The sequence below is a fragment of the Salmonella sp. SAL00672 genome (assembly GCF_046552175.1).
Classification (GTDB): Bacteria; Pseudomonadota; Gammaproteobacteria; order Enterobacterales; family Enterobacteriaceae; genus Salmonella; species Salmonella enterica.
In genome coordinates this window covers 15889-30084 of the sequence record NZ_JBGDUQ010000001.1, presented here as the reverse complement: position 1 = coordinate 30084, position 14196 = coordinate 15889, and the positions used below count along the sequence as shown (strand labels likewise).

Sequence of the window (14196 nt, the reverse complement as noted above, 5' to 3'; positions counted from 1 at the left end):
AGAGGGTTATTCGCTGATGGCGTCCCGCCACAGCGCCTCCACGACGCGCTGGGCCAAAATCGCCTGCTCCCCCGCCGTTTCCGGAACCGTCTGATTTTGTACGCAGTCAATGAAATGTCGCGCGCATCCGACAAAACCACGCTGTTCAAGCGTCGTTTGCCAACCCGGAATGGGTTTGATGAGAATACCCTGCCCGCGCTCTTCGCGCCATTCACGCATATCCGTCACGTCATACAACCCGCCGTCGGTGACGGCCTGGACCGATTCACGCTGACTTCCGGCGCGCCGGTGCATACTGGTGGTAATTTGTAGTTTGTCGGCGGAAAAATGATGTTCCGCATAGCACATTTCGCCGGACTCGCTGGTGAGCAACGTGCCGCTGGCAAGGCGCGCCTCGCCGCCCGCCAGCCACAGAGCGGTATCCACGACATGCAGATAGTCATCGAGCAAAGTAAAACGTAAGTCGTGCGGCCCGATGCTATCGGTACGATGTTTATCCATACGCAGTGACGCCGCAGTGCCGAGGCGCGTCTTCAGTTCGCGGTACAGCGGCGCGAAACGGCGATTAAAGCCAACCATCAGCGTCAATTTTTTTTGCGCCGCCAGCGCCACCAGCCGTTCGGCATCACGTAGATTTTCCGCCAGCGGTTTATCCACGCAGACATGGACGCCGGCATTGAGAAGTTCGCTGACCACGGCATAATGGCTTGCGGTACTGGAGTGGACAAAGACCGCATCGCAGCCGGACGCTAAATTCGCCAGCGAATCCACATACGGTATGCGCCAGCTTTCGCAGATACGTAAGGCTTTATCCCGCGAAGGAGACCAGGCGCCCTGTAGCGTCCATCCGGCGGTGTTGGTTAATACCGGCAGCCAGGCCTTCTGCGCAATACCGCCTAATCCGACAATGCCAATCCGTAATGTTCTCACATTACTCCCCCAGGTGAGCTAACAAAGAATCCAGCCGCTGCTTTAACTCCGCCACTTCGCTTTCCAGCGCTTCGACGCGCGACTGAAGATCGCCCGACGCACTTTCCGGCGCAGACGTCTGGAGAGACAGTTCATCGACGTCGCCGCAAAAAAGGTGCATATAACGGCTTTCGCGCTTACCCGGTTCACGCGCCAGACGGACGACATACGGGCCGTCCTCACGACTGGCAAGCCGTTCCAGCGTGGATTCAACTTCCGTCATATCGCTGAATTCATGCATCCGCGACGCCCGGCTACGCAACTCGCCGGGCGTTTGCGCGCCGCGCAGCAGCAGCGTAGTGACGAGCGCCACTTCCGCCGCGCTAAGTTTCAGATCGCCAAATTCGGAATTACAGAAGCGCTGTTCATATTTGGTGACGCGGTTGCCAAACCCGCTGACCGTACGCAAAAAGTGGCGTTTCACCAGGTTATCGAGCTGTTCCTGCACCTCTTGTTCCGTCAGGTTCATCACCGGTTCACGGTTGGTTTTCTGATTACAGGCTGTCACCACCCCGTTGACGGAAAGCGGATACTGTTCCGGCGTTGTCACCTGCTTTTCCAGCAGACAGCCAATCACTCGCGCTTCAGTGGCGGTTAATTCATATTTCATCGTTTTCTCCCTTTGCCTCTCATTCCGTAAGCCGCTCAACGCCCCGGCGTCCATAACGGCGTGGTTAACGCCGTCAGGACATGGTCGCGCCATTGTCCATCAATCAACAGATAATCTTTCGCATAGCCTTCTTTTTCAAAGCCAAGCCGCGCCAGCAACGCGCCGCTACGTTTGTTGTGCGGCATATAGTTCGCCATGATACGGTGGATATGCTGAGTGCGCTGCATATAGCGAATCGCAGCGGTTAAGGCTTCAAACATCAGCCCTTGCCCCTGCCACTTTTGCGCAATGGAATAGCCCAGATAACAGGCATGAAAAGAACCGCGCACCACATTGGAAAAATTCGCCACGCCGATAATTTCTTTTTCTTCCGGATCAAGTAGCGCGAAATAGAAGGCGGAGCCCTGTTTGTGAAATTCACCGATCATTCCCAGACGCGCCTGCCATCCTGAAGGATAACAATGACTTTCATCACGGACCGGTTCCCAGGGTTTTAAAAAATGACGATTTTCCGCGTAATAATCGGCCAGACGCCAGGCATCACGCTCATGCACTAAACGTACCACCAGACGATCGGTGGTTAAGCGCACTTTTGGCACGTTACTACGATAGCCAAACATTCTATACCTACTCCTTCCTGTAACGTCTTCAGCACGCCAGTAACATTACTATACCTGCGCAACCAGGCTCTGTGAAAAGCGCAAATCGTCATTTTTTGAATTGCTGCCACATTTTGATGAAAACTCTCGATTAAAAAGGACTTTTGATAAAAAAATATTGTCCCGCTAACGGTAGGAAAAAACGAAACGCCGCCGCAGAATAGAAGACGCTCATCTTTTATTTCCCGGGAGGGGAAATGTCGCGCGTCTCGCAGGCGAGGAACCTGGGTAAATATTTTCTTCTCATCGATAACATGTTGGTGGTGCTGGGTTTTTTCGTCGTCTTCCCGCTCATCTCTATTCGCTTTGTCGATCAAATGGGGTGGGCTGCCGTAATGGTAGGGATCGCGCTCGGCCTGCGCCAGTTTATTCAACAAGGTCTGGGCATTTTTGGCGGAGCCATCGCCGATCGCTTTGGCGCGAAACCGATGATTGTCACCGGTATGCTGATGCGCGCCGCAGGCTTTGCCACCATGGGTATCGCGCATGAGCCCTGGCTCTTGTGGTTTTCCTGCTTTCTTTCCGGTCTCGGCGGTACGCTTTTCGACCCGCCGCGTTCAGCGCTGGTGGTCAAATTAATTCGTCCGGAGCAACGGGGCCGCTTCTTCTCTCTGTTGATGATGCAGGACAGCGCGGGCGCGGTGATTGGCGCGCTGCTGGGAAGCTGGTTGCTACAATACGATTTTCGCCTGGTCTGCGCGACGGGCGCTATTTTGTTCATATTATGCGCCCTTTTCAACGCATGGCTGCTTCCGGCCTGGAAGCTATCAACGGTCAGAACGCCGGTGCGTGAAGGAATGCGCCGCGTCATGAGCGATAAAAGGTTTGTCACCTACGTGCTGACGCTGGCGGGCTACTATATGCTGGCGGTACAGGTCATGTTAATGCTGCCGATTATGGTAAACGATATCGCCGGTTCGCCTGCTGCCGTGAAATGGATGTACGCTATTGAAGCGTGTCTCTCGCTGACGTTGCTCTACCCGATTGCCCGCTGGAGCGAAAAGCGTTTTCGGCTGGAGCATCGGCTGATGGCCGGTTTGCTCGTCATGTCGCTGAGCATGCTCCCCATCGGGATGGTGGGCAATTTACAGCAGCTTTTTACGCTTATTTGCGCTTTCTACATCGGCTCGGTTATCGCCGAACCAGCGCGCGAAACGCTCAGCGCGTCGCTCGCGGACGCGAGGGCGCGGGGAAGCTATATGGGCTTTAGCCGTCTGGGATTAGCCATTGGCGGCGCGATTGGTTATATCGGCGGCGGCTGGTTGTTTGATATGGGGAAAGCGCTTGCGCAGCCTGAACTACCGTGGATGATGCTCGGTATTATCGGCTTCATCACCTTTTTGGCTTTAGGCTGGCAATTTAGTCATAAACGCACGCCGCGCCGGATGCTGGAACCCGGCGCCTGATTTGATACCTGTCGCTATCTCCTCCATACTGGTCAGATACCGACAGTCAAATGGAGGAGAAACGTGAAGCTTTATATTTACGATCATTGCCCTTTCTGCGTTAAAGCCCGCATGATTTTCGGCCTGAAGAACATCCCCGTTGAACTTAACGTGTTACAAAATGACGACGAGGCGACGCCCACCCGGATGATTGGTCAAAAGATGGTACCCATCCTGCAAAAAGATGATAGTCGCTACCTTCCTGAAAGTATGGATATTGTACATTATGTCGACAACCTCGACGGCAAACCGCTGTTAACCGGGAAACGCAATACAGCCATTGAAGAGTGGTTGCGCAAAGTTAACGGTTACGTTAATCAGCTACTGCTGCCGCGATTTGCAAAATCCGCTTTCGATGAATTTTCTACCCCTGCGGCGCGCCAGTATTTTATCCGCAAAAAAGAAGCCTCATCTGGCAGTTTTGACAACCATCTTGCGCACTCTGCCGGACTGATTAAAAAGATCGGCGATGATTTACGTTTGCTGGATAAACTCATCGTACAGCCTAACGCCGTTAACGGCGAATTATCGGAAGATGATATTCATCTGTTTCCGCTTCTGCGTAATCTGACGCTGGTCGCCGGTATCCACTGGCCGACAAAAGTCGCGGACTATCGCGATAATATGGCGAAGCAGACGCAAATTAATTTACTCTCCTCAATGGCTATCTAACGCCCGCCAGGCGGCAACCCTTTCTTGCCGCCTTTTTCAGCTTTTTCTAGTGGCGCCATGTCCGCTGGCGCGACATGCTGCTTTGTGTCAAGATTAGGGCACAGGCAACATGCTAAGGAACGCCATGAAAAAGTTTTTTTTTGCCGCTGCGCTGGTAGTTAGCGGCCTGTTAGTGGGTTGTAATCAACTTACGCAATACACCATTAGCGAACAAGAAATCAATCAAGCGCTTGAAAAACGGAATAATTTCTCAAAAGATATTGGTCTGCCCGGCATTGCCGACGCGCATATCGTATTGACTAACCTTGTCAGCCAGATTGGTCGGGAAGAGCCTAATAAAGTCACCCTTACTGGCGATGCCAGGCTGGATATGAATTCCCTGTTTGGCAGTCAAAAAGCGACGATGAAACTCAAGCTAAAAGCCCTGCCGGTCTTTGATAAAGAAAAAGGCGCCATCTATCTTCAGGAGATGGAAGTAGTAGACGCCACCGTGACGCCGGAGAAAATGCAATCGGTGCTACAAACGCTCCTGCCTTATTTAAATCAGTCTTTACGTAGCTACTTTAACCAGCGGCCCGCTTACGTGTTGCGTGAGGACAGCAGTAAAGGCGAAGCGTTAGCGAAGAAACTCGCGAAAGGCATTGAAGTTAAACCTGGTGAAATCGTTATTCCTTTCACCAATTGATTTCGGAGGGCGCGCTCGCGCCCTTTTTTTACGTGCAAACGAAAACGTTTCCGCTTATCCTTTGTTTCCGGCAAAAAGACTATTCCTCAGCCGGAGCTTATTAATGACTGCACCATCCCAGGTTTTAAAGATCCGCCGCCCGGACGACTGGCACGTTCACCTTCGCGATGGCGACATGTTAAAAACGGTCGTACCCTATACCAGCGAAATTTATGGTCGCGCTATCGTGATGCCGAACCTGGCGTCCCCCATCACGACCGTTGATGCAGCGATCGCCTACCGCCAGCGTATTCTCGATGCGGTGCCCGCCGGGCATGATTTCACGCCGTTAATGACCTGCTATTTAACGGATTCGCTCGATGCCGATGAACTGGAGCGTGGTTTCCATGAAGGCGTATTTACTGCGGCTAAGCTTTACCCGGCCAATGCCACCACTAACTCCAGTCATGGCGTAACGTCAGTCGACGCTATCATGCCGGTACTGGAGCGGATGGAAAAACTCGGAATACCATTGCTGGTCCACGGGGAGGTGACCCATGCGGATGTTGATATATTCGATCGTGAAGCGCGTTTTATCGACACCGTAATGGAACCGCTACGCCAGCGTCTGACCGCGCTTAAAGTGGTCTTTGAGCACATCACGACCAAAGATGCCGCGCAGTATGTACGTGACGGCAACGACTACCTGGCGGCTACCATTACGCCTCAACATTTAATGTTTAACCGTAATGATATGCTGGTCGGCGGCATTCGTCCTCACCTGTACTGTCTGCCGATTCTGAAACGCAATATTCACCAGCAGGCGTTACGCGAACTGGTTGCCAGTGGTTTTACGCGCGCCTTCCTGGGGACGGATTCAGCGCCGCATTCACGTCATCGTAAAGAGACCAGTTGCGGCTGCGCCGGTTGTTTCAACGCCCCCTCCGCCCTTGGCAGTTATGCCACCGTGTTTGAGGAAATGAACGCGCTGGCGCACTTTGAAGCGTTCTGTTCACTGAATGGCCCGCAATTCTATGGCCTGCCGGTGAATACGGGGTGGGTGGAACTGGTTCGCGATGAACAACAGGTACCGGAAAATATCGCGCTGGCTGATGATTCGCTGGTGCCTTTTTTAGCGGGTGAAACAGTACGCTGGTCAGTAAAAAAATAAAAAATGCGCTTATCTGTTGCTATATATTGGATTTAACTGTATATATATCCAGTATATTCAACAGGGGGCCATTATGCGTATTGAAGTCACTATAGCCAAAACGTCACCTCTGCCTGCCGGTGCGATTGATGCGCTGGCGGGCGAACTCTCCCGTCGTATTAGCCATCATTTTCCTGAGAACTTGGGTAACGTCACCGTGCGTTACGCTACCGCCAACAACTTGTCCGTCATTGGCGCATCAAAAGAGGAAAAAGAACGCATTAGCGAGATTCTCCAGGAGACCTGGGAGAGCGCTGATGACTGGTTCATCAATGAATAAAAAATGATATGCAGTGATGTATGTTTGCCGGGTCGCCCCGGCTTTTTTATTTGCGCAACTGATGAATATTTCGCCTGACCGTCAAAATAATTGCACAACATCCTAAAAAAATATGAATGAACTGCCGCTTTATTGTTCATATAATTCTTAAAAAGAGAAATTTATCCTCCGGTCTCTTTAAAAACGCAGTGAATAGCCTTATTAATTGGTATACTGAAGTTGCTTCAGAAGAAAAACACGCATTGAACCTCGAGAACCGTTGTCTTATAACACGTACCAGGGGGGCATGATGGAAAAGAATAATGAAGTCATTCAGACCCATCCGCTTGTAGGATGGGACATCAGCACCGTCGATAGCTATGATGCGCTGATGCTGCGTTTACACTACCAGACCCCAAATCGTCCGGAACCGGAAGGGACTGAAGTTGGTCAAACGCTCTGGTTAACGACAGATGTAGCCAGGCAATTTATTTCAATATTAGAAGCCGGCATCGCCAAAATAGAATCAGGCGATTACCAGGAAAACGAGTATCGTCGCCATTAGCGTGACGCGCTCCCCCTCTCTCAGGCACCGTAAGGTGCCTCACTTATTTCTGGCTTGTATATCTCAGCGCAGTTATTTACCCTGAAATCATCGCGATAGCAGAGAGAAGCTGATGAAATACGACCTTATTATTATCGGCAGCGGTTCGGTTGGCGCCGCCGCTGGTTATTACGCCACCCGCGCCGGGCTAAAGGTCCTGATGACCGATGCGCATATGCCGCCTCATCAACAGGGCAGCCACCACGGCGATACCCGTCTTATCCGCCACGCTTATGGTGAAGGCGAAAAATATGTCCCGCTGGTGCTTCGCGCCCAGACGCTTTGGGATGAACTCTCCACACACAATGAAGAGCCTATTTTTGTCCGCTCCGGCGTCGTCAACCTCGGCCCGGCCGATTCCGCTTTCTTAGCCAACGTCGCACGAAGCGCGCAACAGTGGCAATTGAACGTCGAGCGCCTGGACGCGACGGCCCTCATGACGCGCTGGCCGGAAATTCGCGTGCCCGATAATTATATCGGGCTGTTTGAAGCTGACTCCGGTTTCCTGCGCAGCGAATTAGCCATTACCACATGGCTTCGTCTGGCCCGAGAGGCTGGCTGCGCACAGCTATTCAACAGCCCGGTAAGCCATATTCATCATGATGATAACGGTGTGACGATAGAGACGAGTGAAGGCAGCTACCACGCCAGCAAGGCGCTAATTAGCGCGGGCACCTGGGTCAAAGCGCTGGTACCGGAGCTGCCCGTTCAGCCCGTACGTAAAGTTTTTGCCTGGTTTAAGGCGGATGGACGTTACAGCACTAAAAACCGCTTTCCGGCCTTTACCGGCGAAATGCCCAACGGCGATCAATATTACGGCTTCCCGGCGGAGAACGACGAGTTAAAAATCGGCAAACACAATGGCGGACAGCGAATACAGGCTCAGGAAGAGCGCAAGCCCTTTGCCGCCGTTGCCAGCGATGGCGCGGAAGCATTTCCTTTCCTGCGTAACGTACTGCCGGGTATCGGCGGTTGTTTACATGGGGCGGCATGTACCTATGATAATTCGCCGGACGAGGATTTTATTATCGATACGCTGCCTGGCCATGAGAATACGCTTGTCATCACTGGACTCAGCGGACATGGTTTTAAATTCGCCCCGGTGTTAGGAGAAATCGCTGCAGATTTTGCGTTGGGAAAAACGCCCTCCTTTGATCTGACGCCGTTCCGGCTGTCCCGTTTTAGCCAATAATTTGTCGGCCCCGTAAAGGGGCTGTTTATTAAGGTAAGCTATGCGTCGTCTCTTTCATTTTCTGATGAATAATATTCGCGAACATTTCATGCTTTACGTTATTCTTTGGTCGCTGCTGGCGGTGATGGATATTGTTTATCTCCTTTTCTTCTGATTGCTTTTCATTGACGTTAACTGACACTTCCTGAAAGTTCCTCACTTTTTATTTCATAATGTTGAAGCACGGCAATAATGCCAACTCCTGCCGTTGTGCGGTTATCAGGGGGAAATATCTCGAAACTTCTGAAGCTGAACCGCAAACAACATCAAAATTATTGAAATAAAAATAAATATCATTCAAATTCTTATTTATAAGTTGCATTCGGCGCTTTTCCACGCCATTTTCATTCTCTCGTGAAATATTCATTGGTGTGTTTATGCAATTTAAAAATACTCCACAACGTTATGGCGTAGTTTCCGCCGCGCTCCACTGGCTGACCGCCCTGGTGGTCTATGGCATGTTTGCGTTGGGTTTATGGATGGTCACGCTCAGTTATTACGACGGCTGGTATCACCAGGCGCCGGAATTACATAAAAGTATTGGCATGTTACTGATGATGGCGCTGATCGTGCGTATTATCTGGCGGCTTTATTCGCCGCCGCCCGTTGCGTTGACCAGCTATTCCCGTTTAACGCGCATTGGCGCCGCCGCAGGTCATCTCCTCCTGTATCTCCTGCTCTTTGCGATAATCATTAGCGGCTACCTGATTTCCACCGCCGACGGTAAACCGATTAGCGTCTTTGGCTGGTTTGAGATTCCGGCCACGCTTACGGACGCGGGCGCGCAGGCTGACATCGCCGGAACACTGCATCTGTGGTTTGCCTGGTCGCTGGTCATTATCTCGCTCTCGCATGGGGTTATGGCGCTAAAACACCATTTCATCGATAAAGACGACACTCTGAAACGTATGACAGGAATGTCGTCATCTGACTATGGAGCTCAAAAATGAAAAAAAACCTGCTGGGATTCACCCTCGCATCCTTGTTATTCACGACCGGTTCCGCCGTGGCGGCGGAGTATAAAATTGATAAAGAAGGCCAACATGCGTTCGTCAATTTCCGCATCCAGCATCTGGGCTACAGCTGGCTATACGGCACCTTTAAAGATTTCGACGGCACGTTCACTTTTGACGAAAAAAATCCGTCGGCAGACAAAGTGAACGTGACCATTAACACCAATAGCGTCGACACTAACCATGCCGAACGTGACAAACACCTGCGTAGCGCGGAATTTCTTAATGTTGCGAAATTCCCTCAGGCAACCTTCACCTCTACCAGCGTGAAAAAAGAGGGCGATGAACTGGATATTACCGGCAATCTGACGCTCAATGGCGTGACTAAACCGGTGACGCTGGAAGCGAAGCTGATGGGCCAGGGCGACGATCCGTGGGGCGGTAAGCGCGCGGGCTTTGAGGCCGAAGGAAAAATTAAGCTGAAGGATTTCAATATAACTACCGATCTCGGCCCGGCCTCACAAGAGGTTGAGCTTATCATCTCAGTAGAAGGCGTTCAGCAGAAGTAACGCCTGGCGAAATGCCGGATAGCGGCCTTTACGCCGCTATCCGGAAAAATATTACTCAGCCGGATCGGGAATGCTCAGTTTGCTATTAAGCCGACCACGCGATTTATTAAAAATTTTGTTGCCGTTCTCACGACCCGCGCGACGTCGGCGCTGTTCTTCCTCCGGCAAGGCCAACTCTTCACAGCATTGTTCACTACAGCAGCCGTTAAATTTACTGGCGCACTGCGGACACTGGATAAACAGCAGATGGCAACCGTCATTTTTGCAGTTGGTATGGCTATCGCAGGGCGCGCCGCACTGATGGCAATGCGCGATAACCTCATCCGAGATTCGTTCGCCCATTCGCTCATCAAATACAAAGTTTTTGCCGATAAAGCGAACGGGAAGCCCCTGCTCGCGCGCGCGACGGGCGTACTCAATGATGCCACCCTCAATATGCCAGACTTTATTGAAACCGTTGTGTTTCATCCAGGCGCTGGCTTTCTCACAACGAATACCGCCGGTACAGTACATCACTATCTTTTTATCTGCATGTTCCCGCAGCATTTCAACCGCTTTTGGCAACTGTTCACGAAACGTATCCGCCGGGATTTCCAGAGCATTTTCGAAATGGCCGACTTCATACTCATAGTGGTTGCGCATATCAATAAAGACCGCGTCAGGATCGTCCAGCATCGCATTCACATCTGCCGCCTTCAGATAATCGCCGACATTACTGGCGTCAAAACTCGGATCGTCAATACCGTCAGCGACGATACGGTCGCGAACTTTCATACGCAGCACCCAAAATGACTTTCCGTCATCCTCCAGCGCGATATTTAAACGCAGCCCGTCCAGCGCGGGATCGAACGTATAAAGCTGTTGACGAAACGTCTCGAGCTTGCTTTGCGGCACGCTGATTTGCGCATTGATGCCTTCATGCGCCAGGTAAACGCGACCAAAAACGTCCAACGCCGTAAACACCTGATACAACGCGTCCCGCGTCTGTTGCGGCGAGGCGATTGTGAAATATTTATAAAAAGAAATTGTCGTACGCGGCTCGCTTTCCGCCAGCATTTTGGCTTTCAGCTCGTCATTAGAGATGCGGTTGTGTAACACTGGCATGGTGTACGTATCCTGCAATCAGCAAAAAATAAAGTGGGCAGGCATGATAAGGCAAGTCTCGCCAATTTACATCCACACATTTTGCGCTACATTTCCTGCTTTACACTAAATAATTAACAACAATTGTCGATTTAATCGCCACTCTCCTGCTACATATTTTTGCTCAACGCAAAAAGATGCGAGAATACGGGGAATTGTTCGTTGAAAGACAGGATAGAAATGACGAAGTTGCCTAAGTTCTCCGTGGCCTTACTGCACCCGCGCTATTGGTTAACCTGGTTGGGTATAGGCGCGCTTTGGTTGGTCGTGCAACTCCCCTACCCGGTCATCTATAAATTGGGTTGCGCATTGGGCCACCTGGCGCGACGCGTAATGAAACGCCGCGCAAAAATCGCCTATCGCAACCTTGAATTATGCTTTCCGGAAATGACCGCGCAGGAACGCCACACTATGGTGGTCAAAAACTTTGAATCCGTCGGTATGGGCGTGATGGAAACCGGCATGGCCTGGTTCTGGCCCGATCGGCGAGTGAACCGCTGGATGGAAGCGAGCGGTCTGGAGCATATCCGTGAAGTTAAGGCGCAGGGGCTGGGGTTCATTCTGGTAGGAATACATTTTCTTACCCTTGAGTTTGGCGCCCGCATGTTTGGTATGCATAACCCGGGGATCGGAGTTTATCGCCCGAATGATAATCCGTTGCTCGACTGGTTACAGACCTGGGGACGCTTACGCTCCAATAAATCGATGTTGGATCGCAAAGATCTGAAAGGCATGGTTAAGGCATTGAAAAGCGGCGAATTGATCTGGTATGCGCCGGATCACGATTATGGCCCGCGCGCCAGCGTTTTTGTACCATTATTCGCTGTCGACCAGGCTGCCACGACCTCCGGTACCTGGATGCTCGCGCGCATGTCTAAAGCCTGTATTATCCCCTTCGTGCCTCGCCGTAAACCCGATGGGAAAGGCTACGAACTGATCATTCTTCCTGCGGAATATTCGCCTCCGCTGGAGAGCGCAGAAGCGACTGCCGCGTGGATGAATAAAATTGTTGAGCAGTGCATTATGATGGCGCCAGAGCAGTATATGTGGCTGCATCGCCGCTTTAAAACTCGCCCTGAAGGCGTACCGTCGCGCTATTGACAGGATTGCAGCCGTCAGGCTGCAATTTTTCCCCTCTTTTAGCTTTAAAAGCTCCCCACATTGCGAGGCTGGTAAGGTCGGCGCATAATTATAATTAGTACGCTCATAATTAAATTGATGATAGCGCAAACCGCGCATCATACTGTGGAACGCTATGTCACCCTCTGATGTCCCCATAAACTGGAAACGCAATCTAACCGTTACCTGGCTGGGCTGTTTTTTAACCGGCGCGGCATTCAGCCTGGTCATGCCTTTTCTTCCTCTTTACGTTGAGCAACTCGGCGTAACAGGCCATAGCGCGCTCAACATGTGGTCCGGGCTGGTCTTTAGTATTACGTTCCTCTTTTCAGCTATCGCTTCCCCTTTTTGGGGCGGCCTGGCGGATCGTAAAGGGCGTAAGATCATGCTGTTGCGTTCCGCTCTCGGCATGGCCATTGTGATGCTGTTAATGGGCATGGCGCAAAATATCTGGCAATTTCTGATCCTCCGCGCGTTATTAGGCCTGTTGGGCGGATTTATTCCCAACGCCAATGCGCTCATCGCCACTCAGGTGCCGCGCCATAAAAGCGGCTGGGCGTTAGGGACGCTCTCTACTGGCGGCGTCAGCGGCGCTCTTCTTGGCCCACTTGCGGGCGGTCTGCTCGCCGACCATTACGGCCTTCGTCCGGTCTTTTTTATTACCGCCAGCGTTTTGTTTATCTGTTTTCTGCTCACCTTCTTTTTTATTCGCGAGAATTTCCTGCCGGTGAGCAAAAAAGAGATGCTTCACGTTCGGGAAGTGGTCGCCTCGTTAAAAAATCCCCGCCTGGTGTTAAGCCTGTTTGTCACCACGCTGATTATTCAGGTGGCGACGGGGTCTATTGCGCCCATCCTGACGCTCTATGTGCGCGAACTCGCGGGAAATGTCAGTAATATTGCGTTCATTAGCGGAATGATAGCGTCCGTTCCCGGCGTGGCGGCATTACTTAGCGCCCCCCGGCTCGGCAAGCTTGGCGACAGAATTGGCCCGGAAAAGATCCTTATCGTCGCGCTGATTATTTCCGTACTGCTGCTGATTCCAATGTCTTTTGTGCAAACGCCGTGGCAGCTCGCGCTATTGCGGTTTCTGCTTGGCGCGGCGGATGGCGCGCTGCTGCCAGCCGTTCAAACTCTGCTGGTTTACAACTCTACCAACCAGATAGCCGGGCGCATATTCAGTTACAACCAATCTTTCCGCGATATCGGCAACGTCACCGGCCCTCTCATGGGCGCCGCAATTTCCGCGAGCTATGGCTTCCGCGCCGTATTCTGCGTCACGGCAGGCGTGGTGTTGTTCAATGCTATCTATTCATGGAACAGCTTACGACGGCGCAGACTGGCAATAGAATAATTTTTGCGCTTTCATACTTGCAATATTACAGAATCAGCTATTCTTTCCCTAAATACCTCATCAAATCAAAGGGAGACACTGATGACCATGTATGCCACGCTGGAAGAAGCTATCGATGCAGCCCGGGAAGAATTTCTGGCTGACCATCCAGGCCTCGAACAAGACGAAGCGAATGTGCAGCAGTTCAACGTTCAGAAATATGTACTGCAGGATGGGGACATCATGTGGCAGGTCGAATTTTTCGCCGATGAAGGTGAAGATGGCGAATGTCTGCCGATGCTGAGTGGTGAAGCCGCACAGAGCGTGTTTGACGGCGATTATGATGAGATAGAGATCCGCCAGGAATGGCAGGAAGAGAATACTTTGCATGAATGGGATGAAGGGGAATTCCAGCTTGAACCCCCGCTTGATACCGAGGAAGGCCGTACTGCGGCAGACGAATGGGATGAGCGTTAATTACTCATAAGGCCCGTGGTGAATATCGAGCGGCAGTAGCAGTGTATCGAAGATCAGTGAGAAGGGCAGATCGAGGATAGTGATATAGCGCCATGCGGAATCACGCATATCCCACTGCACGCCAGGGTAATACTGGTTGCCGTGTCCTTGTCCGGGGATCGTTCTGCTGATAATACTGCCGCAGCCGCTCAGGGTAATCACCATTATGCTCACCGCGAATATACGCACCTGATACCTCATTTCACTATAAAAATACCGGCATCACGCCGGTATTTTTCACCT

18 protein-coding genes are annotated in these 14196 nt (G+C 51.7%); 13 read left to right on the top strand and 5 right to left on the bottom strand.

The window, feature by feature from the left end:
* Positions 1–6 precede the first annotated feature (6 nt).
* The 3 genes from ACLJTG_RS00180 to rimJ are packed head-to-tail and all read right to left on the bottom strand — an operon-like array spanning position 7 to position 2199.
* Complete coding sequence (locus ACLJTG_RS00180; protein ID WP_001259725.1) at positions 7–930, bottom strand: Gfo/Idh/MocA family protein; 924 nt, start codon at positions 928–930, stop codon at positions 7–9.
* A 1-nt stretch (position 931) separates the two neighbouring features.
* Positions 932–1579: a YceH family protein gene (locus ACLJTG_RS00175; protein ID WP_000873048.1), complete on the bottom strand. Its 648-nt coding sequence runs from the start codon at positions 1577–1579 to the stop codon at positions 932–934.
* A 35-nt stretch (positions 1580–1614) separates the two neighbouring features.
* Complete coding sequence (rimJ, locus tag ACLJTG_RS00170) at positions 1615–2199, bottom strand: ribosomal protein S5-alanine N-acetyltransferase (protein WP_000468204.1); 585 nt, start codon at positions 2197–2199, stop codon at positions 1615–1617.
* A 236-nt stretch (positions 2200–2435) separates the two neighbouring features.
* On the opposite strand from rimJ, the gene mdtH reads away from it, so the two are divergent.
* From mdtH to ACLJTG_RS00120, 10 genes are all read left to right on the top strand, one after another.
* Positions 2436–3644, top strand: coding sequence for a multidrug efflux MFS transporter MdtH (mdtH, locus tag ACLJTG_RS00165; protein WP_000092178.1), 1209 nt, complete (start codon positions 2436–2438; stop codon positions 3642–3644).
* Positions 3645–3707: 63 nt separating this feature from the next.
* The gene (gene grxB, locus ACLJTG_RS00160; protein ID WP_000780895.1) at positions 3708–4355 is read left to right on the top strand and encodes a glutaredoxin 2; all 648 of its coding nucleotides are present in this window, start codon (positions 3708–3710) and stop codon (positions 4353–4355) included.
* Between the two features lie 124 nt (positions 4356–4479).
* Complete coding sequence (locus ACLJTG_RS00155) at positions 4480–5040, top strand: lipoprotein (RefSeq protein ID WP_000713057.1); 561 nt, start codon at positions 4480–4482, stop codon at positions 5038–5040.
* Positions 5041–5143: 103 nt separating this feature from the next.
* Positions 5144–6190: a dihydroorotase gene (gene pyrC / locus ACLJTG_RS00150; RefSeq protein ID WP_017466077.1), complete on the top strand. Its 1047-nt coding sequence runs from the start codon at positions 5144–5146 to the stop codon at positions 6188–6190.
* Between the two features lie 73 nt (positions 6191–6263).
* The gene (dinI, locus tag ACLJTG_RS00145) at positions 6264–6509 is read left to right on the top strand and encodes a DNA damage-inducible protein I (RefSeq protein WP_001217764.1); all 246 of its coding nucleotides are present in this window, start codon (positions 6264–6266) and stop codon (positions 6507–6509) included.
* A gap of 289 nt (positions 6510–6798) precedes the next feature.
* Positions 6799–7053, top strand: a complete 255-nt coding sequence (gene bssS / locus ACLJTG_RS00140) for a biofilm formation regulator BssS (RefSeq protein ID WP_000414441.1) — start codon at positions 6799–6801, stop codon at positions 7051–7053.
* A 112-nt stretch (positions 7054–7165) separates the two neighbouring features.
* On the top strand, positions 7166–8284 hold the full coding sequence (gene solA, locus ACLJTG_RS00135; protein WP_000872776.1) for an N-methyl-L-tryptophan oxidase: 1119 nt from the start codon (positions 7166–7168) through the stop codon (positions 8282–8284).
* 40 nt (positions 8285–8324) lie between these two features.
* Entirely contained in the window at positions 8325–8438 is a 114-nt protein-coding gene (locus tag ACLJTG_RS00130) for a YceO family protein (RefSeq protein WP_001253282.1), read from the top strand.
* Positions 8439–8700: 262 nt separating this feature from the next.
* Entirely contained in the window at positions 8701–9273 is a 573-nt protein-coding gene (locus ACLJTG_RS00125; protein ID WP_001159796.1) for a cytochrome b, read from the top strand.
* Complete coding sequence (locus tag ACLJTG_RS00120) at positions 9270–9845, top strand: YceI family protein (RefSeq protein WP_000739886.1); 576 nt, start codon at positions 9270–9272, stop codon at positions 9843–9845. The genes ACLJTG_RS00125 and ACLJTG_RS00120 overlap by 4 nt, the downstream gene beginning before the upstream one ends.
* A gap of 51 nt (positions 9846–9896) precedes the next feature.
* Here the strand turns inward: ACLJTG_RS00120 and ACLJTG_RS00115 are convergent, their stop codons facing one another.
* Positions 9897–10949, bottom strand: a complete 1053-nt coding sequence (locus ACLJTG_RS00115; protein WP_001144623.1) for a rhodanese-related sulfurtransferase — start codon at positions 10947–10949, stop codon at positions 9897–9899.
* Positions 10950–11168: 219 nt separating this feature from the next.
* Here ACLJTG_RS00115 and ACLJTG_RS00110 point away from each other — a divergent pair, with 219 nt between their 5' ends.
* From ACLJTG_RS00110 to ACLJTG_RS00100, 3 genes are all read left to right on the top strand, one after another.
* Positions 11169–12089, top strand: a complete 921-nt coding sequence (locus tag ACLJTG_RS00110) for a Kdo(2)-lipid IV(A) acyltransferase (protein WP_000163977.1) — start codon at positions 11169–11171, stop codon at positions 12087–12089.
* Positions 12090–12243: 154 nt separating this feature from the next.
* Positions 12244–13458 (top strand): multidrug efflux MFS transporter MdtG, encoded by a 1215-nt coding sequence (mdtG, locus tag ACLJTG_RS00105; protein WP_000075053.1) that lies wholly within the window; start codon positions 12244–12246, stop codon positions 13456–13458.
* Between the two features lie 81 nt (positions 13459–13539).
* Complete coding sequence (locus tag ACLJTG_RS00100) at positions 13540–13914, top strand: MysB family protein (RefSeq protein ID WP_000180050.1); 375 nt, start codon at positions 13540–13542, stop codon at positions 13912–13914.
* Here ACLJTG_RS00100 and ACLJTG_RS00095 read toward each other — a convergent pair whose 3' ends face one another.
* Positions 13915–14142, bottom strand: coding sequence for a YceK/YidQ family lipoprotein (locus tag ACLJTG_RS00095; RefSeq protein WP_001217832.1), 228 nt, complete (start codon positions 14140–14142; stop codon positions 13915–13917). It lies immediately after the preceding gene.
* Positions 14143–14196 lie beyond the last annotated feature (54 nt).

Bases quoted from the DNA above. Each gene is read 5' to 3' on its own strand.
- ACLJTG_RS00115 (WP_001144623.1), bottom strand. From the start codon at position 10,949: ATGCCAGTGTTACACAACCGCATCTCTAATGACGAGCTGAAAGCCAAA.
- pyrC (WP_017466077.1), top strand. From the start codon at position 5,144: ATGACTGCACCATCCCAGGTTTTAAAGATCCGCCGCCCGGACGACTGG.
- ACLJTG_RS00110 (WP_000163977.1), top strand. From the start codon at position 11,169: ATGACGAAGTTGCCTAAGTTCTCCGTGGCCTTACTGCACCCGCGCTAT.
- ACLJTG_RS00125 (WP_001159796.1), top strand. From the start codon at position 8,701: ATGCAATTTAAAAATACTCCACAACGTTATGGCGTAGTTTCCGCCGCG.
- bssS (WP_000414441.1), top strand. From the start codon at position 6,799: ATGGAAAAGAATAATGAAGTCATTCAGACCCATCCGCTTGTAGGATGG.
- ACLJTG_RS00100 (WP_000180050.1), top strand. From the start codon at position 13,540: ATGACCATGTATGCCACGCTGGAAGAAGCTATCGATGCAGCCCGGGAA.
- ACLJTG_RS00175 (WP_000873048.1), bottom strand. From the start codon at position 1,579: ATGAAATATGAATTAACCGCCACTGAAGCGCGAGTGATTGGCTGTCTG.
- ACLJTG_RS00130 (WP_001253282.1), top strand. From the start codon at position 8,325: ATGCGTCGTCTCTTTCATTTTCTGATGAATAATATTCGCGAACATTTC.
- dinI (WP_001217764.1), top strand. From the start codon at position 6,264: ATGCGTATTGAAGTCACTATAGCCAAAACGTCACCTCTGCCTGCCGGT.
- rimJ (WP_000468204.1), bottom strand. From the start codon at position 2,199: ATGTTTGGCTATCGTAGTAACGTGCCAAAAGTGCGCTTAACCACCGAT.
- solA (WP_000872776.1), top strand. From the start codon at position 7,166: ATGAAATACGACCTTATTATTATCGGCAGCGGTTCGGTTGGCGCCGCC.
- ACLJTG_RS00155 (WP_000713057.1), top strand. From the start codon at position 4,480: ATGAAAAAGTTTTTTTTTGCCGCTGCGCTGGTAGTTAGCGGCCTGTTA.
- mdtG (WP_000075053.1), top strand. From the start codon at position 12,244: ATGTCACCCTCTGATGTCCCCATAAACTGGAAACGCAATCTAACCGTT.
- mdtH (WP_000092178.1), top strand. From the start codon at position 2,436: ATGTCGCGCGTCTCGCAGGCGAGGAACCTGGGTAAATATTTTCTTCTC.
- ACLJTG_RS00120 (WP_000739886.1), top strand. From the start codon at position 9,270: ATGAAAAAAAACCTGCTGGGATTCACCCTCGCATCCTTGTTATTCACG.